Origin of the sequence: Sphingopyxis sp. Q841, assembly GCF_052384365.1 — a bacterium.
GTDB classification, from domain to species: domain Bacteria; phylum Pseudomonadota; class Alphaproteobacteria; order Sphingomonadales; family Sphingomonadaceae; genus Sphingopyxis; species Sphingopyxis terrae_A.
Genome location: NZ_JBQSUM010000001.1, coordinates 148,751 through 173,896, shown reverse-complemented (window position 1 = coordinate 173,896; position 25,146 = coordinate 148,751). Strand labels below are relative to the sequence as shown.

The window sequence follows — 25,146 nt, the reverse complement described above, 5'->3', positions numbered from 1 at the left end:
GTGTTACCCCCTTATGGTTGTTGTTGGGAGTCCGCTATTGAGAGTCGTTCGCAGAGTCAACAATAATGCGAATCGTTCGCGATAATGTCGCGACTTTGTCGCAGGTGGTGGTAGTGATCGGGGTGTGGCTACGCCTGCGGGGCGGTGACTAGCGCCGTGGCTCGAGCCACCAGCTCTGCCGCCAGCCATAAGGGCTGGCGACGGGTTCGCCGCGCGCATTGGTCGCGGGCCGGAAGCGAAAGCGCGCCTCGATCAGCCGGCACGTGGTCGAATCGAGCGAGGCATCGCCGCTCGATCGGCTGACCCGGCATCCGCTGACGCGGCCGCTGGCCTCGATGGTGAAGCGTACTTCGACGACCCCGCCGATATGCGCGCGGCGCGCCTCACGGGGATAGTCATTATCTTCGATCGTTCCGCTGCGCCACACGGCGCGCGTGCCGCCGCCGGTTCCGCTGCCTGCACCGCCGGACCCGGTGCCGTCGCCGCGTCCGCCAGCGCCCGATCCGGGGCCCGGGGTTGGGGTCGCGCCCGCCGATGGATCGCTGCCGCTGCCGGGCTGCGGTGCCGCCGCGACCGGAGGCGGCTCGGGCGGGACGATCCGGGGCTTGGGCGCTGCGACCGCCGCGGCCTTGGCAAAGCGGTTCGCCGCCGACGCCTTGCCGCTCGCCGCGTCGCTTTTCGCCGGAGCGGGGGTCGCGGGTGTCGGCGGAGGTTTCGGTGCGGGGAGCGCGATGGCGCTGATCGCCTCGCCGGCCTTGCGGATTACCGCAATGTCGAGGCTGCTGACGAGCGCCGAGCCGACCAGCAGCGCGGCCAGGGCCGCGCCGCCGCCTGCCAGGGCGCGCTGCCGCGCCGGAAGCTGTCCGCTATATGCCATCGCCCGATCCCGGCGCGCGCCCATCGCGCGGCTTCGGGGCCAATATTAAAGGAAATCGTCTAGCGTGGACATGAACCGCTCGAACTGGTCGTGGTGCAGCCAGTGGCCGGCGTTCTCGAACTCGATGACCTGCGCGGACTTGAAATGTGCGATCCGACCGTCCTTCGCCGGGTTCGACGCCCAGCTGTTGGCGCCATAGAGCAGTAGCGTCGGGCATGTGATTTCCGCCCACAGCGACGCGATTTCGTCGTGCGACAGATCGAAAACCGACCAGATGTTGAGATAATTGTCGAACTTCCAGCTCCACGTCCCATCCTCGTTGCGGCTGACGCCGTGGATGGTCAGGTGACGCGCCTGTTCGGGGGTCAGATAGGCATTTTCGCCCATCATCCGCGCCAGCGCATCGTCGAGCGTCGGATAACGGCGCGGCGAACGGCCCGCCGCCTGTCGTTTGTCGTCGATCCATTTGCGGAACCGGTCGGCGACCGGGGTTGCGAGGCGTTCGGCGATCAGCTTGGGCGAGGGGCCAAGCCCCTCGATCGCGACGAGCTTGGATACGGTGTCCGGATAGAGCCCGGTGTAGCGCAATGCGACATTGCCGCCCATCGAATGCGACACGATCGTCACCGGCGACAAATCGAGCTGGTGGATGAGCTGCGCCAGGTCATAGACGAAGGCGTCCATGTCGTAATTGCCGTCGGGCGACCAGGCGCTGTCGCCATGGCCGCGCAGGTCGGGCGCGATGACATGATAGCGATCGCGCAGCTTTTCGGCGACCCAGTCCCAGTTGCGGCAATGATCGCGCCCGCCATGCACGAGAAGCAAGGGCGGCGCGTCGGCATTGCCCCAATCGACATAGTGCAGCTTCAACCGCTGCGAGATGTAGGAGTGCGACGTGGGGCCACTTGCCATCTGATCATCCTTGCTGTCTGGTTGCGTTTCAAAAGGCGACCGAATCCGATCCGTCAACCCCGCATGGGGCGGCGGCGCGGGGCGAAGGCGCTGAAACAGCGAAGGGAAGAGTGAGGCCATGACCAGTTTTCGCGACAATCTGCTCGCCGGCAAGACCGCTTTCGTCGCGGGCGGCACGAGCGGCATCAACCTTGGCATTGCCAAGCGTTTTGCCGAATTGGGCGCGCGCGTTGCCGTCGCGGGGCGCGATCCCGACAAGGCGCGCCGCGCCGCCGACGAAATCGGCCATGACGCGATCGGGCTGTCGGGCGATGTGCGCGATTATGGCGCGATTCGCGGGGTGATGGAGACGGTCGCGGACAAGTTCGGCCCGATGGACATCGTCATATCGGGCGCCGCGGGCAATTTCCTCGCGCCGGTGCTCGGCATGTCGGCCAACGCCTTTCGCACCGTGGTCGATATCGATCTCAATGGCACCTTCAACGTGTTTCGCGGCTGCCACGATCTGCTCAACAAGCCGGGTGCCTCGCTGATCGCGATCACCGCAGGGCAGGCGGTCAATGCCTCGGCGCTGCAGGCGCATGCCTGTGCGGCGAAGGCGGGGATCAACCAGCTCGTGCGGGTGCTGGCGCTCGAATGGGGCCCCGATGTGCGCGTCAACGGCATCTCGCCGGGACCGATCGCCGACACCGAGGGCATGAAACGGCTCGCGCCCGACGACGCGACGCGCGAGGCGCATTATGCCCGCATCGCGATGAAGCGCTGGGGCAAGGTTTCGGAGGTCGCCGAATCGGCGGTTTTCCTCTGCTCGCCCGCCGCGAGCTATATCACCGGAACGATCCTCGACTGCGATGGCGGTAGCCAGGTGGGCGACGCATCGCGGCTCGACCTGGCGCGCGGCATGGCCTGAGGCTCGCCGCGAGCGCTGCCGTCAGTCGCGGCTCTCGACCCGGATGACCGCCGTCATCGGCAACGTGCCGTACAGGTGTGGGAAAAGCTGGCCGCCGCGCGACTCTTCCCAGCGCACCGCCTTGCCGAGCTGCGCGAGGTCGACCTCGGCGATCACCAGCCCCTGCTGCCCGGCAAAATGTTTGGCGAGCGTTTCGGCAAGCTGCTCGGCGGTCGACATGTGGATATAGCCGTCGGCATGGTCCACGGGGGCGCCGTGGAACAGGCCTTCGCGCTCGAAATCCATCCACTGGTCGGCGGTCAGCACCTTGAAGGCGGTGCCGGCGGTCATTCGCCGGCGCCGTCCGGTCCCGCGTCGGTGGTCCCGCCGGCGACCGCTTCCGTTGCCTCCGCCGGGGCGTCGGCCGCATCGAGTGCTTCGTCCTCGCTATCCTCGATCAGCGCCGCCGATACGACATGTTCGTCCTTGGCAACGTCGAACAGCCGCACGCCCGCCGATCCGCGGCCGATGACGCGCAGGCTGTCGAGCCCCATGCGAATGAGCTTCGCCTGATCGGTCACGAGCATCAGCTGATGCGCCTGCGTTGCCGGGAAGCTCGCCACGACGGGGCCGTTGCGGCCGATATTGTCGATATTGGTGATCCCCTGGCCGCCGCGACCGGTGCGGCGATATTCATAGGCGGAGGACAGCTTGCCATAGCCGTTGGCGCAGATCGTCAGGATGAACTGTTCGCGTGCGGCGAGCTCGTCCATCCGGTCGACCGGCAGCGTCGGCGCGTTTTCATTGTCTTTCCACGGGGCGGCGCGCAGATAGGCTTCGCGCTCCTCGCTGCTGGTGCCGACGCGGTGGAGGATCGAGAGCGAGATCACCTCGTCGCCGTCCGCCAGACGCATACCGCGCACGCCGGTCGAATTACGGCTCTGGAATTCGCGCACATCGTCACCGGCGAAGCGGATCGCCTTGCCTTGCCGCGTCGCGAGCAGCACATCGTCGCTTTCGTCCAGCAGCGCGACGCCGATCAAGCGGTCGTCTTCGTCCTCGCCTTCGAACTTCATCGCGATTTTGCCGTTCGACGGAACGTTGGTGAAAGCGTCCATGCTGTTGCGACGCACGCTCCCCTTCGCGGTCGCGAACATGACGTGGAGCTTGCCCCATTCACCCTCGTCCTCGGGCAATGGGAGGACGGTCGAGATCGTCTCGCCCTGCGCCAGCGGGAGCAGGTTGATCATAGGTCGGCCGCGCGTGGCCGGCCCGCCTTCGGGCAGGCGCCATACCTTCATGCGATAGACCTTGCCCGCGGTGGAGAAGAACAGCACCGGCGTGTGCGTCGAGGTGACGAACAATTCGGTGACGACATCCTCGTCCTTCGTCGCCATGCCGGCGCGGCCCTTGCCGCCGCGACGCTGGGCGCGGAAGGTGTCGAGCGGGGTGCGCTTGATATAGCCGTCGAGGGTGACGGTAACGACCATCTCCTCGCGCTCGATCAGATCCTCGTCGTCGATGCCATCGGCGGCGGGGGCGACGAGCGTCTTGCGCGGGGTGGCGAATTCGTCGCGCACCGCGACCAGCTCTTCCCGCATCACGCCATAGAGTTTGACGCGGTCGGCGAGGATCGAAAGCAGTTCCTCAATCTCGGTCGCCAACTCGCCGAGTTCCTTGCCGATTTCGTCTCGACCGAGCGCGGTCAGACGATGCAGGCGGAGGTCAAGGATCGCCTTCACCTGAATTTCGGAAAGACGATAGGTCGCGGTGTCCTCCATCTCGCCCTCGATCGCTTCGACGAGGCGGATATAGGGCGCGATTTCGCCGATCGGCCATTCGCGCGCGAGCAGCGCTTCGCGGGCCGCTGCGGGCGAGTTCGAGCCGCGGATGATGCGCACAACCTCGTCGAGATTGCTGACCGCGACGACAAGGCCGAGCAAGATGTGCGCCCGGTCGCGCGCCTTGGCGAGTTCGAATTTGCAGCGGCGGGTGATGACCTCTTCGCGGAAGGCGATGAAGGCCGAAAGAATATCCTTCAGCCCCATCATTTCAGGGCGGCCGCCACGGATCGCGAGCATGTTCGCGGGGAAGCTCGACTGCGCCGGGGTGTGGCGCCAGAGCTGGTTCAGGACGACCTCGGCGGTGGCGTCGCGCTTCAGCTCGATAACGACGCGAACGCCCTCGCGGTTCGATTCGTCGCGGATGTCGGCGACGCCCTCGATGCGCTTGTCGCGCGCCGCCTCGGCGATCTTCTCGACGAGTCCCGACTTGCCGACCTGAAAAGGAATGGACGTCAGAACTATCGATTGGCGGTCGTTCCTGCCTTCCTCGATGATATGCGTCGCACGCATCATGATCGAGCCGCGGCCGGTGGCATAGGCGTTGCGCGCGCCGCCCTGGCCGAGCATCATCGCGCCGGTTGGGAAATCGGGGCCAGGGACGATCGCCATCAGTTCTTCGAGGGTGATGTCCGGACCGCCCTCGAGCTGGCGGTCGATCATCGCGAGCGTCGCATCGACGACTTCGCCAAGATTGTGCGGCGGGATGTTGGTCGCCATGCCGACCGCGATGCCGCCCGCGCCGTTGACGAGAAGGTTCGGGAAACGCGCCGGGAGCACCGTCGGCTCTTCGCGGCTCGCGTCGTAGTTGGGCTGGAAGTCGACGGTATCCTTGTCGAGGTCGTTCAGCAGCACCATCGCGGTCTTGGCAAGGCGCGCTTCGGTATAGCGCATCGACGCCGGCGGATCGGGGTCCATCGAGCCGAAATTGCCCTGGCCGTCGATCAGCGGCACGCGGAGCGACCAGTCCTGCGTCATGCGGGCGAGAGCGTCGTAGATCGCGCTGTCGCCGTGCGGGTGGTAGTTACCCATGACGTCGCCAACGATTTTCGCCGATTTCTTGTAGGGGCGGCCGGGAATGAAGCCGCCTTCCTGCGCCGCGTAGAGGATGCGGCGATGCACCGGCTTCAACCCGTCGCGCACGTCGGGCAGCGCGCGGCTGACGATTACGCTCATCGCGTAATCGAGGTAAGACGTCTTCATTTCGTCGACGATGTTGATCGGCGAAATGCCGTCGTCGGACGGCGGCAAATGCGTATTTTCTTCGGTCAAAGCCCGGCCTTCTGTTGCGCTATCGGGAGATGCTTCGGGCCTAGCCCATGACCGGTGTCTTTGCCAGCGATTCGGTGCCTTTCAGCGTGATTTTTTCGTGGCTCGGCAACGTTTTTGCGCGGGGCGGGAAGGATGACGTCATGGCGGTGCTTGCGCAGATGATCGCTTGCCAATCGATCCTTCGCGCCTAAAGGTCGGCGGCGATGAGCTGTGCTGCAAATGGGGGGCGCCGATGGCCTTGATCGCGCTGGTCGGCGCCAGCGAAATGCTGCCCGACGGCGGCCTGCGCGCGCTCGTCGCGATTGCGGGCGAGACACTGATCGAGCGGCAGGCGGCGCGGCTTGCCGACGTCGGGGTCACGCATATCGCCGTGGCCGTCGCGGCGGTGCCGGCCGACCTGCTGGCAACGTGCGACCGGATCCGCCGCCGCGGGATGAAGGTGACGCCGGTGCGCGAGGCGAGCGACCTGATGGCGCTGGTCGAGGGCGACGATCGCATCATCCTCGTCGCCGACGGTTTGCGCGCGGGCAGCGCCCATTATGCCGCGATCGCCAAGCCCGGTTCGCCGGCGATCCTCGTCACCGCCGATACGCTGCTGACGCAGGGGTTCGAACGCATCGACGCGACCCGGCGCTGGGGCGGGCTTGCCTGTATTTCGGATGCGATGGTGCGCGATCTCGCCGAGATGCCCGGCGAGTGGGACGTAATGCTGACGCTGCTGCGCATGGCGGTGCAGACCGGCGCGCGCCGCCTCTATTGCGAACCCGCGCTGTTCGAACAGGGCGACATCGCGATCGTCACCGACCGGCCGACGGCAGCGCTGATCGAGCAATCGAGCCTGCAACAGGTCGATTATGGCGGCATGGGGCTCGGCCGCTCGGCGGTCATGATGCCGTTGATCCGGCTTGCGGGGCCGCTGCTCGTGCGATCGCCGAAAACTGCGCGCTATCTGCCCTATGTCACCGCGCTGCTCTGGATCGGCGTTGCGCTGCTCGCCGCGAGCGGGCTGGCGGCGGCGGGGGCGCTCGTCGCGGTGTTCGGCGGCCTCTGCCTCGCCGCGATGCGCTTTCTTGCCTCCTTTCGCGCCCAGAGCGCGGCGCACGACCGGGTACGCGCGACCATCCGCAGTTTTGCGTGGCTGTTGCTGGCGGCCTTTCCCTGGCTGCTCTCGCTCGGCGGGGCGGGGCACGCGATGCCGCGCTTTTCGGAAGCGGCGCTTGCACCATGCCTTGCCGCGACGATCCTGCTCGCGCGCCTGCTCTATGAGGATGCGGGCGAAAAGCGGCGCTTTCACTGGCTGCTTCCCGACGCCGATCAGGCATGGATCATGCTCGCCCCCGCGCTGGTTTTCGGCGCGGCGCCGCTGATGTTCGCGATCCTTCCGCTGTTGGCGCTGTTCCAGATTTTGCTCTGGATGCGCCTCGCGCGGCGACCGGAGGCCAAGTAGAACAAAGGCCTTCAAGGTTTAATGCCTATTAACGACATGCTGCTATCCGCGAGCGTGCATGGCTGAATCCTTCCCCTCGACCGGTCTCGATCTGCCGTCGCCGACGCTGTCGGCGCGGCTGCGCGAACTGGCAGCCTATCTGGCGGCGCCGACCGCGGGGCATCTGACCGAGGAACAGCGCGCGCTGTCGCTGGGAATTGCCCGGCGGCTCGTCACGACGCTGGCGGCTGAACTCGATGTCGGGATCGATGGCGCGGCGCTGTGGGACGACTGGCTTGCGGGCGGAATTCCCTCGGCCGAGCGACTGGCCCCGGCCTGTTTCGCGCGCGCCGAAGAACATCGCTGGCGGCAGCAATCGGCGCAGCGCGCGCCGACGGTGTCGCCGGGCGCAGCCGAAACCGCTGAGGCTGCGCCGGCTGCGGACGAAAGCGAGCTCAGCGATACCGATCGGGCCTTTCTTGCGCTGCGGATTGCGGACGGGCGCCGCTTTGACGCGCTCGGAAACCCGGCGATCGCGGTCGCCGATCTCGATCCCGACCTGCTCCGCGCGCTGCTGCTCGATATTGCGGCGTGGTGGCTGGCGCGGGACGAAGGCGACGGCGATCGCGCGGCGGCGCTCGGCGACGCGGTAAGGACGACCGGCGAGGCACAGCAGAGTGCCATAGGAATCGACGCCGAAGCAAAGGCTTATCACGCCCTACTGATCGCGAATGGAGATTTGTCCGCAGTGGCGGCGGGAGCCATCGCGCGAAACGACTGGCCGACGCTTGTTGCGCTGGCCGCGGCGGCGGGCAAACGGCGCTATGCCGACATGGCACTGGCGCTGATCACTGCCGAGGCGGCCGCACTGCCGGTCCTTCTTTCACCGTTGCGGCTCGATTCGGCTGCGCTGGCGCCGCTCGAGGCGTCGCTCGCGATGCTGCCGGCGCGGGCGCTGGCCGGCGATGATGCCGGTTCAGGGACCGCGGTATGAGCGGCGAACGCATCATTCGCGGCCGCGTCGACGCCAGCGGGGCGCTCGTCAGCGCCGATCCGTCGCTGCTGCGGCTGCAACAGCGCGCCGGGGCGGGGCTTGGCCGTCCGCTGGCGCTGCCGCAGCTCGCGCGGCTCGTCGCGCTGGCGCAGCGGCTCCAGCGCGACATCAGCCGGCCGCTCTATGCCGCCGACGATCATAGCGACATTCATGCGCTGGTGCGCATTGCCCCCGATGCCGATGGCGCGGCGATCGAGATCAGCGACTGGCGCACACGCCCGGTCGTGATGCCGCAGACGCCGCCGGTCGCCGACGTGGGAATTGTTCCGCACGGATGGGCGTGGGAATGCGACCAGCATCTGCGCGTCGTGGCGCTGCGCGCCGGGGCGGAGGCTCCGTCGATCCCCGCCGGTTGGGAGGGGCGGTCGCTGTCCGAATTGTTCGAGCTTCAACCCGATGCCGACGGGCGCTTTGCGGTGCTGCGCGCGCTCGCGCGGCAGGCAAGCTTCGAAGGCCAGCGCGTTCGCGTAGAGATCGGCGGCGCGCCGCTGACGATGACCGTGGCGGGCGAGGCGCTCTTCGACGCAGCGGGGGGCTTTACCGGTTTTCGCGGCATGGCGACACGCGATACCGAAACGGCGGGCGCTGCGCCGACGTCCGGCACCATCGATCCCGCCTTCGGCTCGCTGCCGCTGTCGGATCCGCAATTCGGGCGGCGGATCGACGGCGCGCTGCGCGGTCCGCTCAGCCGCATCATCGCGACTGCGGAGACGATCCATGGCCAGTTCGACGGCCCGATCCGCGCCGACTATGCCCGTTATGCCGGCGATATCGCGCATGCGGGCCGGCATTTGCTCGGTCTCGTCGACGATCTTGCCGACTTGCAGAATATCGAACGCCCGGGGTTCAAGGCGGCGCGCGATGAAATCGACCTGGGCGATCTGGCGCGCCGCGCAGTCGGCCTGCTCGGCATGAAAGCCGAGGAAAAGGGTATCCGTATCGACGCGCCGCGTACCGACGACCGGATGCCCGCCTATGGCGAGTTCCGCCGCGTGCTTCAGGTGCTGCTCAATCTGCTCGGCAATGCGATCCGCTATTCGCCAGAACAGTCGCAAATCTGGATTCGCGTCGACCGCGAAGGCGACCGCGCCATGGTGACGGTCGCCGATCAGGGGCAGGGGATTGCCACCGACCAGCAGGCGGTGGTGTTCGAAAAATTCGAACGGCTTGGCCGCACCGACAGCGGCGGATCGGGGCTTGGCCTCTATATTGCGCGCCGCCTGGCGCGCGCGATGGGCGGCGACCTCACCGTCGACAGCGCCCCCGGCCAGGGCGCCCGCTTCACCTTGAGCCTGCCCGCGCGCGAAGCTTAGCCGAGCAGCAGCGCCCTCGTCGCCGCTTCGACATCGGCGTGGCGCATCAGGCTTTCCCCGACCAGAAAGGCGCGAACGCCGCTCTGCGCAAGCCGTGCGCAATCGGCGTGGCTCGCGATGCCGCTTTCGCCGACGAGCAGGGTTCCGGCGGGAACAAGTTTCGCCAGCCGTTCGGTGACGCCAAGATCGGTTTCGAAGCTGCGCAAGTCGCGATTGTTGACGCCGATGAGCCGCGACCTGAGCTGCGTCAACGCGCGGTCGAGTTCGGCCTCGTCATGCACTTCAACGAGCACGTCCATGCCGCGTTCGACCGCCGCCGCCTCGATCTCGCGCATCGCGCCGTCATCCAGCGCCGCGACGATGATCAGGATTGCATCGGCGCCGATCGCGCGCGCTTCGGCGACCTGCCACGGATCGATCATGAAATCCTTGCGCAGCACGGGTAGCGGGCAGGCCGCGCGCGCGGCGATCAGATAATCCTCATGCCCCTGAAAATAGGGGGCGTCGGTCAGCACCGACAGGCAGCCCGCGCCGCCGGCGGCATAGGCGCGGGCATGGTCGGCGGGAGAAAAATCTTCGCGGATCAGCCCTTTGGACGGCGATGCTTTCTTGACTTCGGCAATCAGGCCGTAGCCGCCCGCGTCGATCTTGCGGCGCAGCGCGGCGGCAAAGCCGCGCACAGGCCCGGCATCGACGGCATCGAGATCGGCGAGCGTGCGCTGCGCACGGCGCGCGGCGACTTCGCCGGCCTTGGTTTCGAGGATCTGGGTGAGCTTGTTCATTTATACGCGATCCAGCAGTTGAGCAGCGCGTTGGCGAGCCCCTTTTCGATGGCTTCGGCGGCCTCCTCGACCCCGTCCGCCAGCGTGTTGACCGCGCCCGCGACCATGAGCGCTTCGGCGGCATTGTAGAGAACGGCATCGCGATAGGCGCCGGGTTCCCCCTGGAGCAGCGCGCGCAGCGCCTTGGCATTATAGCTTGCGTCACCGCCACGGATCGCCGCAATCGGATGCGTCGGCAGTCCGGCGTCGGCGGCGCTGCTGCGCTGCATCTGCACCCCGGCGCGTGTGACCACCGCCACCTCGTTGCCGCCCGCGAGCGACAGTTCGTCGAGCCCCTCGTCGCCCGAGACGACCCGCGAATGATCGGTGCCAAGCTGGTGCAGCGCGCCGGCATAGACAGGGACATAGGCGGGACGCGCGATGCCGACGAGCTGGCGCGTGACGCGCGCCGGATTGGCGAGCGGCCCCATCAGGTTGAAGATGGTGCGGCGGCCGATCGCTTTGCGGATCGGCTGGATGCGCGCCATCGCGGGATGGTGGTTCGCCGCGAACAGAAAGCAGATGCCAAGGTCGGCGAGCTGGGCCTCGGCCATCCGGCCCGCGCGCGCCATGTCGAGGCCGAGCGCCTCGAGCGTGTCGGCGGCACCTGCCTTTGACGAAGCCGCGCGATTTCCGTGCTTTGCAACGGGTACTTCGCATGCTGCAACGACCAGCGATACGGCGGTGGAGACGTTGAGCGTGTGGTGGCCGTCGCCGCCGGTGCCGCAGACGTCGATGGCGCCCTCGGGCGCGGCGATCGGGATCAGCCGGTCGCGCATCGCCTGCGCGGCGGCCACGATTTCGACCGTCGTCTCGCCGCGCTCGGACAGCGCAACCAGAAAGGCCGCGACCTCCTCGTCGCTGCCGCCGCCATCGAGCATCGTCGCAAACGCGCGCGCCGCCTCATCGGGCGCGAGCTGTCCCGTCGGGTCGGGAAAGGGACCGAAGCGGCTCATGCCGCCTGGCGGGCGCGAACCGGCAGCCCGGCGATCGTGAGAAAGTTGGCGAGCATCGCATGACCATGCTCGGTCGCGATGCTTTCGGGGTGGAATTGCACGCTGTGGATCGGCAGGTCGACGTGCCGGAACCCCATCACCGCCCCATCGTCGCTCGTCGCATTGATCGCGAGGCAGTCGGGAATGTCGACGACCTCGAGGCTGTGATAGCGGGTCGCGGTGAAGGGCGAGGGCAGGCCGGCGAACAGTCCCGTGCCATCGTGGCAGACCGGCGAGGTCTTGCCGTGCATCAGATGCCCGCGCTGGACGGTCGCGCCGAAATGCTGGCCGATCGCCTGATGCCCCAGGCAGACGCCGAGCAGCGGTCGCCGCGCGGCGGCGCAGGCGGCAACGAGGTCGAGACTGATCCCGGCTTCGTTCGGCGTGCACGGCCCCGGCGAGATCAGCATCGCTTCGGCCCCGGTCGCCAGCGCCTCGGCGGCGGTCAGATCGTCGTTGCGCACCACGCGCACCTCGGCGCCGAGCTCGATCAGATAATGAACGAGGTTGAAGGTGAAGCTGTCGTAATTGTCGATGACCAGGATCATGGCGCGGCCCTAATGCTTTTGCGTAGCGGGGGGAAGGGATAGAAGCTTCGGCGGCCCCAAAGCGGGCTTTATTCGGCCATCAGCTTCGCGAGATCATCCTTCCAGAATTTCGCCCAGCTATGCGTGCCGTGCCCCTTGGTTTCGGGTGACGCGGGGATCAGGACATAGCGGGCCCTGGGCATGCGCGCGGCCGCCTTTTCGGCGATGCCATAGCCCGGCGGATTGATGAAATCGTCGGCCGAATTGACCCACAAAAGGGGCACGTCGATCTTCTCGATCCCCGCACAGGGATTATAGGTTCGCGAGGCATCGAACTGATAAATAACGTCATTGGCATCGTTGCGGCCATAGCTGCGCGCAAAGGCGGCATCCTTATAGGCTTCGGCGGCGGCGCGGGTCGGATATTGCGCCTGCAGCGCATATGGGTTCGATCCCGCAATCAGGCCGATCGAGGCGGCGGTCCGCAGACCCGCGGCAGGCTGCTGCGCGTAATTGCCTCCGTTCCACTCCGGGTCGGCCTTGATCGCATCGATGATCAGCGTCCGCCACATCCGGTTTTCGCCCGCTATTTCGACGGGCAGGCAAGCGAAGGGCGCGAGCCGTTTTGCAAAGCCCGGCCAGCTTTCGCCCCAGACAAAGGCGTGCATGCACCCCATCGAGGTGCCGAGGATGAGCTGGAGCTCGCCGATTCCCAGCTTTTCGGTGAGCAGCCGGTGCTGCGCCGCCACCATGTCGTCATAGTCATATCTGGGAAAAGCCATGCGCATCCCGTCGCTCGGCTTCGACGATCCGCCATGACCGATATTGTCGGGCAGGATGATGTAATATTTTGCGGTGTCGAGCGGTTGGCCGGGACCGAATAATTCGCCCGCAAATTGGGGCTGGAGAAATTGATTTCCCGTGCCGCCGGTGCCGTGGAGGATCATCACCGCATTGACGATTGCGCCGGTCGCGTCGCGCTGCGGCTTGCCGAGCGTCGTATAATGCATCTTGAGTTCGGGTAGTTTTTCGCCCGAACGGAAGGTGAAATCCTTCAGTATTGCATCGCCGTCGGTCGCGCCCTCGACCATCTGGGCCTGAGCGGGAAAAGCGGCGAGCAGCAGGGCGAGCGGGAGGAGGCGTTTCAGCATGAGCGCGACGCTAACGCACCGCACCCGCCGGTCAAGCTATTGTCCGTAAGCCGGCGTGCCGGCCAGCTTCACCGCCTCGCGCGCGGCGGCGAACAGCGCGCCCGCCTTGGCCTCGCATTCGCGCTGTTCATAGGCGGGATCGCTGTCGGCGACGATGCCCGCGCCAGCCTGCGCGTACATCGTCCCGTCCTGCACGATCGCGGTACGCAGCACGATGCAGCTGTCCATATTGCCGTCGGGCGCAAAATAGCCGACGCCGCCGGCATAGGGCCCGCGCGCTTCGGCCTCGAGTTCGGCGATGATCTGGCACGCGCGCACCTTGGGCGCGCCGCTGACGGTTCCCGCCGGAAAGCCCGCGAACAGCGCGTCGATCGCATCCTTGTCGGGCGCGATGCGGCCGATGACGTTCGACACGATGTGCATCACATGGCTGTAGAATTCGACGGTATAGCTGTCGGTGACCGTCACGCTGCCGCCGACCGCGGCGCGGCCGACATCGTTGCGGCCAAGATCGAGCAGCATCAGATGCTCGGCGCGCTCCTTGGGGTCGGCGAGCAGGCTTTCGCGATTTTCGGCATCCTCGGCGCTGGTCCGGCCGCGCGGTCGCGTGCCCGCGATAGGGCGAATGGTGATCTCGCCATCGCGCACGCGCACCAATATCTCGGGCGATGAACCAATCAGCGCAAAGCCCGGCAGGTCGAGGAAATAGAGGAAGGGCGAGGGGTTGATGCGCCGCAACGCCCGGTAGAGATCGAAGGGAGGCAGGTCGAAAGGTGTCGAGAAACGCTGCGACAGCACCACCTGAAAAATGTCGCCCGCCGCGATATATTCCTTCGCCGCCGCGACCATTTCGGCGAAGCGCTCGGGCGTCGTTGCCGGCTGCGCCGCGACCATGTCGGGGGTCAGTGCCGTTTCTGCCTTCGCGCTGTGCGCGTTCGCGCTCGACAGGCGGGCCGCAATGGTGTCGAGCCGGTCTTGCGCGCCGTCGATCATCCGGTCGATCGGCGCGTCGGGATCGGGCCAGATCGGCGCGATCAGGAACAGCTCGTCGGCCAAGCGGTCGAAGACGAGGATCGTCGTCGGGCGCACGAACACCATGTCGGGCAGGTCGAGCCCCGCCCCCGCGGCGCGCGGGATGCGCTCGACGAGGCCGATCGTTTCATAGGCGAAGAAGCCGACGAGCGTTGCGAGCGCCTTCGGCAGCGCTTCGGGAACGTCGAAGCGACATTCGGCGACCAGATCGCGTAGTGCTTGCAGCGCCCCCGCCTCGACCGGGCGAAAGGCCTCGCGGTCATGGCGCCATTCGCGGTTTATCCGCGCCGCGTCGCCGGTGACTTCGAAAAGCAGGTCGGGGTCGAGGCCGATCAGGCTGTAGCGTCCGCGCGTCTCGCCGCTTTCAACCGATTCGAGCACCCAGTCGCCGCGGCCGGGCTCGATAAGTTTGAGCGCCGCCGAAACCGGGGTTTCGACGTCGGCAATCATCCGTTGCCAGACGACGGCGCCGCGCCCTGCGGCCAGCGCTTCGAGCGCGGCGGCCCTGCCTTCCAGCGCCACCGGGGTTATTCGCCGACCGGCGACGCGCCGGTCAGCTCCCTGGTGAGCTGGGTGACGAGATCCTTGTTGATCTTCACGCCGATGCGGCGCTTCGCCTCGGCAGCGAGCTGTTCGACCAGTTCGTTGCCGAAGGCCTGCGACAGCGGCTGCGCCATCGCGGCGATGCGCGCGGGTTCGATCTGCTTGGGATCGGGGCGGTTCACCTCGGTCAGCGACAGGACCATCCAGCCGCGGTTGCCGGGGATTTCGAGCGTCTTGACGCTGCCCTTCGCCATCGAGAAGAGCAGGGCGAGTTCGGGCGGCACCGGCTTGCCATCGCGGCCCATGTCGCCGCGCAGCCCGCCGATGGTCTGGACATTGCCCAGATTGGGGCCGGCTGCCCGCGTCGCATCGGCCAGGCTCTTGCCGCCTTCGACCGCCTTCACGATCGCACGGGCCTTGTCGCGCGCGACCTTCTGGCCTTCGGACAGGCGCCATTCGGCGAGCAAGGCGCTGCGGATCTGGTCGAAGGGCGGCGGCGCCGCGGCGACGACCGACTTAACCGAATAGACCGCGAATTTCTCATTCTCGACCAGCGTTGCAAGTTGCGATTCGCCTTCGCCGGCGACCTGGAAGGCCTGACCAACCATCGGCGCGAGTTCAGGGGGCAGCGCGAAGCCGGGTTCGTTCGGCGCGCGGCCGCTCGGCAGGATGGCGGGCGTTTGAACCAGCTTGAGCTTGCGGTCGGCTGCGATCTCCTCGATCGACGCGCCGCTGTTCACGGCGTCCTGGACCTGGTTGTAATAATCAACGATCGCTTCATTCGCCTTGTTCTTGGCCAGTTCCTCGCGAATTTCGGGGGTCGCATCGGCCAGCGTGCGCGCGGGCTTGGCAATGACATCCTCGACGCGCAGCACGGTCCAGCCAAGCCCGGACTGCAGCGGCCCGACGATTTCGCCGCGCTTGGCCGCAAAGGCCGCCTTGGCGATTGCGTCCGACGTCGCGCTGGTGAAGGCGGCCAGCGTCTGTTCGCCGCTGGTCGAAGCCGCGAGGCCCGAACCCTGCGCCGCTGCCGACAATGTGGCGCCGCCCCGCGCCTTCGCCGCGATGCTGTTGGCGGTCGCCTGATCGGGCGCGATGACCTGCGCAAAGCGCCGCGTCTCGCTCGCTGCATATTGGGCGGCATTGGCCTTGTAAGCGGCGGCGATCTCGGCGTCGGTGACTGCCGGAACCGGGACCGCGCTACGGTCGAACAGCGCATATTGCAGTACGCGGCGTTCGGGCACGGTGAATTTGGATTTGTTTTTCGACAGGAAGGTCTTGAGCGCGGCATCGCCGGGGTCGGCGGTCGGCGCGAAGGGCGCAGAGGGGATGTAGACGGCCTGACCGGCGCGCTTTTCGAGCAGCAGCGCGGCATAGGGCTGCGCAACGCCCGGCGCGATCGTTGGCAGTTTGCCGATCGGCGCGCCCAGCTGTTCGAGCAGCAACTGCTGCTTGATCTCGGTCCGCACCTGCGCCTCGTTCAGATTATTCTCGCGCAGAAAGGCTTCGTAGCGGGTCTGGTCGAACTTGCCCGATACGCCGGCGAACGCGGGGATATCGGCGATGCGCCCGTCGATCTGCCGCTTGCTGACGCCGAAGCCCAGCTTGTCGGCGAATTGTTCGAACGCCAGCCCGTCGATCATCTGGTCGAGCACCTGATCGACCGCGCCCGATTCGACGAACGCAGCCATGGTTAGCGTGGGCTGTTGCTGGCGCGCCTGATTATAGGCGTTGCGAACGCGCTCGCGCAGATCGCCGATGCCGATATTCTCCTTGCCCACCCGCGCGACATTGGCGCCGCCGAGCCCGCCGAAGCTCGAATTGCCGGTCACATCGGCAAGCGCAAAGCCGACGCCGATGAGGATGACGAAGCCCAATGCGAGGGCCTTGCCCAGCCGGGATCCGAAAAGGCGACGGATTGCGGTAATCATGGAGGAGCATTTCTTTCGGCGTGGCGCATTGCGCGCGGTTTCGGCGTTGCTTTAGGCGGGGAGGCGGCGGGCATCAAGGCGGGAAAGCCCCTTTTCTCGCTGTGGTGAGGCGCGGCTTGCCTTTCGATCCCCACCGCCGCTAGGGCTCGGCGCAACGGCTCGATCGCAGGAGAGGAAATGATGGCACGGCGCAAATATGTGGTCGGCAACTGGAAGATGAATGGACTTGCCGCCTCGATCGACGAGGCGCGGGCGATATTCGATGGCGCGCGCGCGCACGGTGCGGTCGATGTCGCCCTGTGCCCGCCTTTCACGCTGGTGGCCGCGATGGCGGCGGCGGCGCCGGGCGGGGCGGTCGGCGGGCAGGATTGCCACAGCGCGGCATCGGGTGCCTACACGGGATCGGTGTCGGCGCCGATGCTGGCCGATGCCGGGGCCGTACTCGTCATCGTCGGCCATAGCGAGCGCCGCGAAGGTTTTGGTGAGAGCGACGTCGATGTGCGGGCCAAGGCCGAGGCGGCAATGGCAGCCGGACTTGCGGTGATCCTTTGTGTTGGCGAACCGCGCGGCGTGCGCGAATCGGGCGGCGCGATCGACTATGTATTGGCGCAGGTCGCGGGGTCGCTGCCCGCCGAATTCGATCCGGCGCGGCTCGCCATCGCCTATGAACCCATCTGGGCGATCGGTACCGGACTGGTGCCGACGGTCGGCGATGTCGCGGCGATGCACGGCGCGATCCGCGCGCAGCTCGATGCGCAGGTCGGCGCCGATGCGGCGGCGGCGATGCGGCTGCTCTACGGCGGTTCGGTCAACGGCGACAATGCCGCCGAACTGCTTGGGGCGGGCGACGTCGATGGCGCGCTTGTCGGCGGGGCGAGCCTGACCGCGGAGAAATTCCTGCCGATCGTCGCGGCGGCGGCGACGCTCGGCTGACGCGCGGCGCACGCTGTGGGTTGAAGCGGAGGCGCTTCGTCTCTATGTGCGCCGCAAGCACGGCCCATCCGGCGCCAACCAACGCTTTCGGGAAAATTCGATGTCCAGCCTCTTTACCTTCCTGCTCGTCGTTCAGGCGCTCGTCGCCGCCGCGATGATCGGCGTCATCCTGATGCAGAAGTCGGAAGGTGGCGGCCTGGGTGTCGGCGGTAGCCCGGCAGGCCTGCTCTCGGCCCGCGGCGCCGCAGACTTCATGACCCGCGCGACGACCGTGCTGGCGACGCTGTTCGTCGGCCTTTCGATCGTTCTGGCCGCCATGGCGTCGGTCGGCAGCGCCGGCACTACAGCGCTCGACACCTCTTTGTCGAAGACCGCGCAGCAGCCGAGCGGGGGCGCAGCGCCGCTGACCGGCCCGGCGCAGCAGCCCGCTCAAGGTGCTCCGGCCGCGCCGGTAAGCGACGATCCGCTTGCCGCCGCCGCTGCCGCTGCAAATCAGAACGCTCCGGCCGAGCAGGCTCCCGCCAAGAAATAACCGGAAGCTCGGCTTCCAGCTTCGTCCCCGCATGCTGCGGAATTTTTTCCGCGGGATGCGATTCGACGGCTTGCGCCGTCACCCACCCTTTGAGTAAGTCTTTCCTCCCATGGCGCGGTTCATTTTTATCACCGGCGGCGTGGTCTCCTCCCTTGGCAAAGGTTTGATGGCGGCTAGCCTTGCGGCTCTGTTGCAGGCGCGGGGTTATCGCGTCCGCATTCGGAAATTCGATCCCTATCTCAACGTCGATCCGGGCACGATGTCGCCCTATCAGCACGGCGAGGTTTATGTGACCGACGACGGGGCCGAAACCGACCTCGATCTCGGCCATTATGAACGCTTTACCGGCGTTGCTGCGCGGCAGAGCGACAATGTCACCTCGGGCCGCATCTATCGCGACATCATCACTAAGGAGCGCCGCGGCGACTATCTGGGCGCGACCGTGCAGGTCGTCCCGCACGTCACCGACGCGATCAAGGCCTTCGCGCGCGCCGAAACCGACGATCTCGATTTCGTTCTGTGCGAAATCGGCGGCACCGTCGGCGATATCGAATCGCTGCCATTCATCGAGGCGATCCGTCAGCTTCGCAACGAAGAGGGTCGCGACAAGACGCTGTCGGTGCATGTCACGCTGGTGCCGTATATTGCCGCAGCGGGCGAATTGAAGACCAAGCCGACGCAGCACAGCGTCCGCGAACTTGCTTCGCTCGGCGTCCAGCCCGACATTCTGCTCTGCCGATGCGAAAAGCCGCTGCCCGAGGGCGAACGCGCCAAGATTGCGCAATTCTGCAACGTGCGGAAGGAAGCGGTGATCCCGGCGCTCGACGCCGACTCGATCTATTCGGTGCCCGTGCAATATCATGGCGAAGGGCTCGACAGCGAAGTGCTGCGCGCGTTTGGCCTGCACGACGTGCGCGAACCCGACCTGACCGCCTGGTACGACATCATGGACCGCAAGCGGCACCCCGAAGGCGAGGTGACGATCGGGGTGGTCGGCAAATATGTGTCGCTGCCCGATGCCTATAAATCGCTCAACGAGGCGTTGGCGCACGGCGGAATGGCGAACCGGGTGAAGGTCAATATCCGCTGGCTCGACGCCGAAATGTTCGAGCGCGGCGACGATCTCGCTGCGCAGCTCGAGCCGATGCACGGCATCCTTGTGCCCGGCGGCTTCGGCGAGCGCGGTTCGGAAGGCAAGATCGAGAGCGTCAAATTCGCGCGCGAGCGCGGCGTCCCCTTCTTCGGCATCTGCCTCGGCATGCAGATGGCGTGCATCGAGGCGGCGCGGAACACGAGCGGGATCGAGAAAGCCTCGAGCACCGAATTCGGCCCGACCGACGAACCCGTCGTCGGCCTGATCACCGAATGGATGAGCGCCGAGGGGCTGCAGAAGCGCGGCGCAAACACCGATCTTGGGGGGACGATGCGGCTTGGCGCCTATGAGGCGAAGCTGTCGCCCAACAGCCATGTCGCGACCATCTATGGCGCGAACGACATCAGCGAGCGCCACCGCCACCGTTATGAAGTCAACGGCGCCTATCGCGACCGGCTCGAAAGCGGCGGTCTCGTCTTTTCTGGCATGTCGCCCGATGGCATGTTACCCGAAATCGTCGAACGTCCGGACCATCCGTGGTTCATCGGGGTGCAGTTTCACCCCGAACTGAAGTCGAAGCCCTTCGATCCGCATCCGCTGTTCAAGGGATTCATCGAGGCCGCGGTGAAGCAGAGCCGGCTCGTCTGACGGATCAACAGGGGAAGGGGGCCCATGGATCACGCGAAACTCGCCGAGCTTCAGGGGCCTGACAGCATCTTTTCCGGCCTGTCGCTGGAGGATTGGTCCGATATCGCCAGCCGCGCGGTGCAGATCAACTTTGCCAAGGGCAAGGAACTGCTCGTCCAGGGCGACCCGGGCGACATCATGCTGATCCTGACCGAAGGCACGGCGCGCGTGTCGATGCTGACCGCAGGCGGGCGCGAGATCGTGCTGGCCTATGCCGAGCCGGGCGCCGTCCTGGGCGAGATCGCGTTACTCGACGGCGGCGAACGCACCGCGTCGGTGGTCGCGACCAGCGCCGGCAGCGCGCTGCAACTCGGACGCAACGCGATGCGCGATTTCGCCGCCAGCCATCCCGACTTCGCCTGGTCGCTGCTCCAGCAGCTTGCGCGCCGCCTGCGCACCGCCGACCAGACGATCGAAAGCGACCGCGCCTATGCCTCGGGACCGCGCCTGGCGCGCTACCTCAAGCGCCTGATCCGCAAGGATAGCGTCGATGCCGAGCATAAGGTCGAACTCAGCCAGACCGAACTTGGCAATTTCGCGGGCATGAGCCGCGAACATATCAACCGCCAGCTTCGCAGCTGGGAGGAATCGGGGATCATCGCGCTCGAACAGGGGCGCGTACGCGTCCTCGACGCCGATCTGCTCGAGGACATCAGCGAAAGCGAAGGTTAGCGCGCTTTCCGGCCACGCTGCCGGACGGCGCGCGCTCGGTCGGGCACCGCCTCGCGGGACATTATAGCAGTTCGAAGACGTCGTAGCGGACGGCGCCGCCGACACTCGCGCCCAAGCCTACGGCGACTATGTCGTTGAGCCACGCATAGCGTTCGTCGCCGGTTTCGAACATCGGAGTCGTGCGGAAATAGATTTCCTTGCGCTCGTCGGCGGTTTGCGGCCCGCCGTTCCGGGCGTGCCGATGCGCCACCGACAGCGGTCGCAAGACGCCGCGATACGATACGTAGATCAACGCCCCATCATGGGTTTCGAAGGTGATCCTCGCATCGAGGCGAAGCGTGTCCTTGCTGTCGATCGTCGCCCAGTCGCCGCCGCTCGGCATCACGCGGCCGCGCAAACGCTCGCCTTCGACTTCGCCGCCCGTGAGCGCTGCGATCATCCGGCGCCCGAAATGGGCGGTTCCAATCTGTTGCTGCGGCTCGGTAAAGGCGGCGCGGTAGGAGCAAAGGTAGCGGAATTCGGGACTATCCATCGTTCATCCTCTCGTCGAACCGGTCGGCGCGGCGGGAGATGATCCCGCCGCGCCAGAACTCAGATGCCGAAGGCCAGCGTCACGCCATAGGTCCGCGGCGGGGCATAGGGGGTGAGCGTCTGGCGATAGGGGCCGAAGTAGGTGACGTAGGTCGGGACCAGCGCGTTGGTCAGATTCTTGCCCCACAGCGAGATTTCCCAGCGCTTGTCGGGCGCCCCTAGCGAGAGGCGCGCATCCAGATTTTCGTGACTGGGCCACAGCTGCTGCGGAATATTCGATGCCTCGAAATAGGCATCGTCGACCCAGCTGTAATCGACGCGCAGCTTGGCCGACAGGTCGCCGATCGCGGCTTCATACTGGCCGCCGATATTGAACTTGTTCTTCGGCGAGCGCGGCAGCCGGTTGCCCGTGTAATTCTGCCCCGGGATCGTATATTCGGTGAACTTCGCGTCGAGCCAGGCATAGCTGCCGTCAAGCTGGAAGCCGTCGAAGGGCCTGACGACAGTTTCGACCTCGATGCCCTTGATCCGCGCCTTGGCCGCGTTGCTGACGACGACGCAGCAGAGCGGGACGAGCTGCGAGATCTGGAGGTCCGAATAATCCGTGCGGAACGCCGCGACGTTGAACCGCAGGCGGCGATCGAACCAGTCGGTCTTCGCACCCAGTTCGTAGCTCCACGCGAATTCGGGATCATAGGGGGTCGATGCGCCCGCGGCAGTGCCCGAAAGCCCTTGAAAGCCGCCACTCTTGTAGCCGCGCGCGATCGATCCATAGAGCAGCACGTCGTCGGTCGCTTTCCAGTTGAGTGCAAACCGCGGCGTGAAGGCTTTCCAGCTCTTCTTGCCGGTCACGTCATAGCCGGCGAGCGAACCGAGCGGCGGCGGAAGGCCCGGGCCGTCGTCGGCCTTGTAGCCCGCGAAGCGGCCGCTCTTGCGCTCCCACGTCATGCGCGCTCCGACCGTCGCGACCAGCGACGGGACGATTTCGTAATCGAACTGACCGAAGACCGCGATGCTGCGGGCATGGACCGACTGGGGGTAGATGCCGGTTCCCGATCCCGCCGGAGTCGGGAAATCCTGGATCTGGCCCTCTATGCGATCATTGTTTTCCTTCAAATAGTAGACGCCCGTCTGGCCTTTCAGCTTGCCGTCCAGTGCATCGAAGCTGAGGCGCAGTTCCTGGCTGAACTGGCTGTTGTTTTCTTGGCCGAAACTGGTCGATTCGATCTGGTCCGGCGGATTGATCGGGTTGCTGAAGAAGGGGGTGACGAAGTTGAACTTGACCTTGCGGAGCGCGGTGAGCGAGGTCAGCGTCCCGAACGGAAGGTCGAGGTTGACCTCGCCGGAATAGGTCTGGATCGTCCGTTTGACCTCGCCGTCGATATAGGCGTTCACGACGCGCGGGTCGGGGTTGATACCGACGCAATGGATGCCACCGGCAAAGGTGGCATCGCAATTATTGTGGCGTGGGTTGCCCTTCTGGTCCTGACGCGAGACGTCGGCGCGCAGGATGATGTCGAGCGTGTCGGTGGGCACGAAGCGGAGCGCGGCGCGGCCTGTCGTCAGGTTGAGATCGTTGACGTCGTTGCCCGTGGTTTCATTATATTCGAAGCCGTCGCGCTGTTTATGCGACAGGCCCGCCGACAGATAGATTTTGTCGGTGAGCGCCATGTTGCCGCGCGCGATCACCCCGACGCGGTTGTAGTTGCCATAGGTGCCTTCGAAGTGGAAACTTTCTTCGTCGGTGGGCTTGCGGCTGACGAACTGGACGAGCCCGCCGATTGCATTTTTCCCGAACAGCGTGCCTTGCGGTCCGCGCAGCACCTCGACGCGTTCGAGGTCCAGCGCGTCGAGATCGGGGGTGCCGCCGCGGCCGGCGTAAACGCCGTCGATGAAGACAACGACCGATGGGTCGCCGCCTGCATTCTGACTGATCCCGGGCGCGCTGCCGATGCCGCGCATCGCGAAGTTTGTGTTGACCGGGTCGACCGCGCTGATCGCCAGGCCGGGGGTGCGGATTGCGATGTCCTGCACGGTCTCGATGCTGTTGTCGCGAAGCTGCTCGGCCCCGAAGGCGGTGACCGACACAGGGACGTCCTGTAGCCTTTGTTCCTGCCGCTGCGCGGTGACGATGATATCGCCGCTGTTATCCGCTGCCGCATCCTGTGCAGTCGCCGCCGCGGGCATCGCGGCGAGGGCCACGCCCGTCAAAAACAGGGCAGACTGCTTCCTTCCGTTTTTTGCCATCTCAACTCTCCCAGCCGTTTTGTTATTTTGCTTCCCGATCGCGCTTGACTCGGTCACAAATTTACTTAGTGTTCTAAGTATATGTTTCTATATAACAGGCTGACTTGCGATGCAAGAGCGGGCGGCTGCCGGGGAGATGGGTGCGATGGCGGGCGGAAACGCGGGACAGGGTGATCTCCACGGACGCGTGACCGACGCGGGCGATACCGCCGATTTCCCGCGACCCGCCTATGCCTGGTACACCGTTGCTGTCCTGCTGCTCGCCTACACCTTGTCGTTCATCGACCGTATGATCCTGACCCTGCTTGTCGCGCCGATCCGGGCGGCGCTCGACATTTCGGACACGCAGGTCAGCCTGCTCATCGGGCTGGCATTCGCGCTTTTCTACACCTTGCTCGGCTTGCCGATCGCGTGGATCGCCGATCGTTGGAACCGGCGGAAGCTCATCCTGATCGGCGTCGCTCTGTGGAGCGCGATGACGGCGGGATGCGGTTTCGCCGGAAGCTATGCGACGCTGTTCCTCGCGCGCATGGGGGTGGGGGTTGGCGAAGCGGCGCTGTCGCCGGCCGCCTATTCGATGCTCAGCGACACTTTCCCGCGTGATCGGCTCGCGCGCGCGATGGCGGTCTATTCGATCGGCGTGCCGCTGGGGTCGGGGGTTGCGATGATCCTCGGCTCTTTCGTCGTCCAGGCCGTCCTTGCGGCGCCGATGGTCCATCTGCCGCTGGTCGGTCCGGTCGAGGCTTGGCGTACCATTTTCCTGTGGGTTGCAGCGCCGGGGATTCTCGTCTGCCTGCTGCTGCTCACGCTTCGCGAACCGCTGCGGCGCGGCATGGCCAGGGCTGACGCCGGGCCGCGCGAGGCGGCGGCGCCCGGTTTTGTGGCGCATCTCAGGGCACAGAGGGTCGCGCTTGGCGCGCTGTTCGCCGGCATGTCCCTGATCGGCCTCGTCATGTACGGCGTGATCGCGTGGGTGCCGACCTTCTTCGCGCGGACCTATGGCATGGACGTGTCGCAGGCGGGCCTGTGGTTCGGCCTGATCATGGCGACCGGCGGGGCGGCCGGTCTCGTGCTCGGCGGGACGCTGGCTGACCGGATGTTCGCGCGGGGCCGGACCGACGCCCATCTGCGCGTGATGCGCCTTTCTATCCTTCTGGGCGGGCCGCCCCTTTTAGCGGCTGTGCTCATGCCGAACCCGCCGCTGGCTTTCATCCTGCTCGCCGTCGCTTTCCCCATGCTTACAATGCACGGCGTCGGCACGGTGGCGCTGCAGTTCATCACGCCCAACGAATATCGCGCGCGCGCGACCGCGCTCTATTTTTTCGTCGTCAATCTGGTCGGGCTGGGTTTCGGTCCGATGCTGATCGCATTGCTGACCGATCATCTGTTCATGGACGATGGCGCACTGCGCTATTCGATCGCGCTCGTAACGGGGATCGCGCTGCCCCTTGCTGCGGTGATCCTGACCGCCGGCTTCTCGGCCTTTGCCCGCGACATCGAAAAGATGGCCGACGCCGAGTGACGGACGAACGGCCGCGACTGTTCGAAGGTGATTGCGTGGGTTTCGTCCTCAGGTCGAAGGCGACGCCCACGGCTCCCTATCGGCGAAACCGTCGGACCAATTTCAAGAGATAATGGTGGACGCACTAGGGCTCGAACCTAGGACCCGCTGATTAAGAGTCAGCTGCTCTACCAACTGAGCTATGCGTCCACATGCCGGTTTTCGGCGGACTTCGCGGCGGCCAAAAAGGCTTTGTGCTGCGAAGAGAGCGGCCCGCTATCATGCTCGTTCAGGCATGGCAATGGGCTTCGGCAATATTTTTTCGCAAAAGGCAATTTACGTTGCTTGGGTAAGGCGTGCGATCGG

21 protein-coding genes and 1 tRNA gene are annotated in these 25,146 nt (G+C 66.1%); 9 read left to right on the top strand and 13 right to left on the bottom strand.

Annotated elements, in window-relative coordinates; all coding sequences use genetic code 11:
• Positions 1–148: 148 nt before the first annotated feature.
• The gene (locus tag ACT17R_RS00835) at positions 149–877 is read right to left on the bottom strand and encodes an energy transducer TonB (RefSeq protein WP_260833966.1); all 729 of its coding nucleotides are present in this window, start codon (positions 875–877) and stop codon (positions 149–151) included.
• Positions 878–922: 45 nt separating this feature from the next.
• Positions 923–1,789, bottom strand: a complete 867-nt coding sequence (locus ACT17R_RS00830) for an alpha/beta fold hydrolase (RefSeq protein ID WP_186402220.1) — start codon at positions 1,787–1,789, stop codon at positions 923–925.
• A 118-nt stretch (positions 1,790–1,907) separates the two neighbouring features.
• Between ACT17R_RS00830 and ACT17R_RS00825 the strand changes: the two genes are divergently transcribed.
• Positions 1,908–2,699, top strand: a complete 792-nt coding sequence (locus ACT17R_RS00825; RefSeq protein WP_062902648.1) for an SDR family oxidoreductase — start codon at positions 1,908–1,910, stop codon at positions 2,697–2,699.
• A gap of 21 nt (positions 2,700–2,720) precedes the next feature.
• Here the strand turns inward: ACT17R_RS00825 and ACT17R_RS00820 are convergent, their stop codons facing one another.
• Both ACT17R_RS00820 and gyrA read right to left on the bottom strand, forming a co-directional pair.
• Positions 2,721–3,029: a DUF952 domain-containing protein gene (locus ACT17R_RS00820; RefSeq protein ID WP_058811416.1), complete on the bottom strand. Its 309-nt coding sequence runs from the start codon at positions 3,027–3,029 to the stop codon at positions 2,721–2,723.
• Positions 3,026–5,791 (bottom strand): DNA gyrase subunit A, encoded by a 2,766-nt coding sequence (gene gyrA / locus ACT17R_RS00815; protein ID WP_260833965.1) that lies wholly within the window; start codon positions 5,789–5,791, stop codon positions 3,026–3,028. The genes ACT17R_RS00820 and gyrA overlap by 4 nt, the downstream gene beginning before the upstream one ends.
• A gap of 232 nt (positions 5,792–6,023) precedes the next feature.
• Between gyrA and ACT17R_RS00810 the strand changes: the two genes are divergently transcribed.
• Genes ACT17R_RS00810 through ACT17R_RS00800 form a run of 3 tightly spaced genes read left to right on the top strand, consistent with a single transcriptional unit; the run spans position 6,024 to position 9,584 of the window.
• Positions 6,024–7,238, top strand: a complete 1,215-nt coding sequence (locus tag ACT17R_RS00810; protein WP_186402219.1) for a hypothetical protein — start codon at positions 6,024–6,026, stop codon at positions 7,236–7,238.
• 58 nt (positions 7,239–7,296) lie between these two features.
• On the top strand, positions 7,297–8,211 hold the full coding sequence (locus ACT17R_RS00805) for a hypothetical protein (protein WP_186402218.1): 915 nt from the start codon (positions 7,297–7,299) through the stop codon (positions 8,209–8,211).
• The gene (locus ACT17R_RS00800) at positions 8,208–9,584 is read left to right on the top strand and encodes a sensor histidine kinase (protein WP_062902644.1); all 1,377 of its coding nucleotides are present in this window, start codon (positions 8,208–8,210) and stop codon (positions 9,582–9,584) included. The genes ACT17R_RS00805 and ACT17R_RS00800 overlap by 4 nt, the downstream gene beginning before the upstream one ends.
• On the opposite strand, the gene trpC is transcribed toward ACT17R_RS00800, so the two are convergent.
• From trpC to ACT17R_RS00770, 6 genes are all read right to left on the bottom strand, one after another.
• The gene (gene trpC / locus ACT17R_RS00795; RefSeq protein ID WP_263588918.1) at positions 9,581–10,366 is read right to left on the bottom strand and encodes an indole-3-glycerol phosphate synthase TrpC; all 786 of its coding nucleotides are present in this window, start codon (positions 10,364–10,366) and stop codon (positions 9,581–9,583) included. The two genes, ACT17R_RS00800 and trpC, sit on opposite strands and share 4 nt — an antisense overlap.
• Positions 10,363–11,361, bottom strand: coding sequence for an anthranilate phosphoribosyltransferase (gene trpD, locus ACT17R_RS00790; RefSeq protein ID WP_062902642.1), 999 nt, complete (start codon positions 11,359–11,361; stop codon positions 10,363–10,365). The genes trpC and trpD overlap by 4 nt, the downstream gene beginning before the upstream one ends.
• On the bottom strand, positions 11,358–11,948 hold the full coding sequence (locus tag ACT17R_RS00785) for an anthranilate synthase component II (protein ID WP_003043867.1): 591 nt from the start codon (positions 11,946–11,948) through the stop codon (positions 11,358–11,360). The genes trpD and ACT17R_RS00785 overlap by 4 nt, the downstream gene beginning before the upstream one ends.
• A gap of 68 nt (positions 11,949–12,016) precedes the next feature.
• Positions 12,017–13,078 (bottom strand): alpha/beta fold hydrolase, encoded by a 1,062-nt coding sequence (locus tag ACT17R_RS00780; protein WP_444808802.1) that lies wholly within the window; start codon positions 13,076–13,078, stop codon positions 12,017–12,019.
• Positions 13,079–13,114: 36 nt separating this feature from the next.
• On the bottom strand, positions 13,115–14,632 hold the full coding sequence (gene trpE / locus ACT17R_RS00775; RefSeq protein ID WP_444808801.1) for an anthranilate synthase component I: 1,518 nt from the start codon (positions 14,630–14,632) through the stop codon (positions 13,115–13,117).
• A 5-nt stretch (positions 14,633–14,637) separates the two neighbouring features.
• Entirely contained in the window at positions 14,638–16,584 is a 1,947-nt protein-coding gene (locus tag ACT17R_RS00770) for a peptidylprolyl isomerase (protein WP_186402211.1), read from the bottom strand.
• 180 nt (positions 16,585–16,764) lie between these two features.
• Between ACT17R_RS00770 and tpiA the strand changes: the two genes are divergently transcribed.
• The 4 genes from tpiA (at position 16,765) to ACT17R_RS00750 (ending at position 20,501) form a co-directional block, all read left to right on the top strand.
• Complete coding sequence (gene tpiA, locus ACT17R_RS00765; RefSeq protein ID WP_186402532.1) at positions 16,765–17,517, top strand: triose-phosphate isomerase; 753 nt, start codon at positions 16,765–16,767, stop codon at positions 17,515–17,517.
• A gap of 100 nt (positions 17,518–17,617) precedes the next feature.
• A complete protein-coding gene (gene secG, locus ACT17R_RS00760) occupies positions 17,618–18,049 on the top strand; it encodes a preprotein translocase subunit SecG (protein WP_040589980.1) in 432 nt (143 codons plus the stop codon).
• Positions 18,050–18,158: 109 nt separating this feature from the next.
• Complete coding sequence (locus ACT17R_RS00755; protein WP_040589978.1) at positions 18,159–19,790, top strand: CTP synthase; 1,632 nt, start codon at positions 18,159–18,161, stop codon at positions 19,788–19,790.
• 24 nt (positions 19,791–19,814) lie between these two features.
• Positions 19,815–20,501: a Crp/Fnr family transcriptional regulator gene (locus ACT17R_RS00750; protein ID WP_003043848.1), complete on the top strand. Its 687-nt coding sequence runs from the start codon at positions 19,815–19,817 to the stop codon at positions 20,499–20,501.
• Between the two features lie 61 nt (positions 20,502–20,562).
• Here the strand turns inward: ACT17R_RS00750 and ACT17R_RS00745 are convergent, their stop codons facing one another.
• Together ACT17R_RS00745 and ACT17R_RS00740 are read right to left on the bottom strand one after the other, a co-directional pair.
• Positions 20,563–21,033 carry a DUF3237 domain-containing protein gene (locus ACT17R_RS00745; protein WP_062765218.1) on the bottom strand — a complete coding sequence of 157 codons (471 nt, stop codon included), beginning with the start codon at positions 21,031–21,033 and terminating at the stop codon, positions 20,563–20,565.
• Positions 21,034–21,092: 59 nt separating this feature from the next.
• Positions 21,093–23,234, bottom strand: coding sequence for a TonB-dependent receptor (locus tag ACT17R_RS00740; protein ID WP_234179097.1), 2,142 nt, complete (start codon positions 23,232–23,234; stop codon positions 21,093–21,095).
• Positions 23,235–23,424: 190 nt separating this feature from the next.
• On the opposite strand from ACT17R_RS00740, the gene ACT17R_RS00735 reads away from it, so the two are divergent.
• Positions 23,425–24,801: a spinster family MFS transporter gene (locus ACT17R_RS00735; protein ID WP_186402208.1), complete on the top strand. Its 1,377-nt coding sequence runs from the start codon at positions 23,425–23,427 to the stop codon at positions 24,799–24,801.
• A 113-nt stretch (positions 24,802–24,914) separates the two neighbouring features.
• Here the strand turns inward: ACT17R_RS00735 and ACT17R_RS00730 are convergent.
• A tRNA-Lys gene (locus tag ACT17R_RS00730) sits at positions 24,915–24,990 on the bottom strand.
• Positions 24,991–25,146 lie beyond the last annotated feature (156 nt).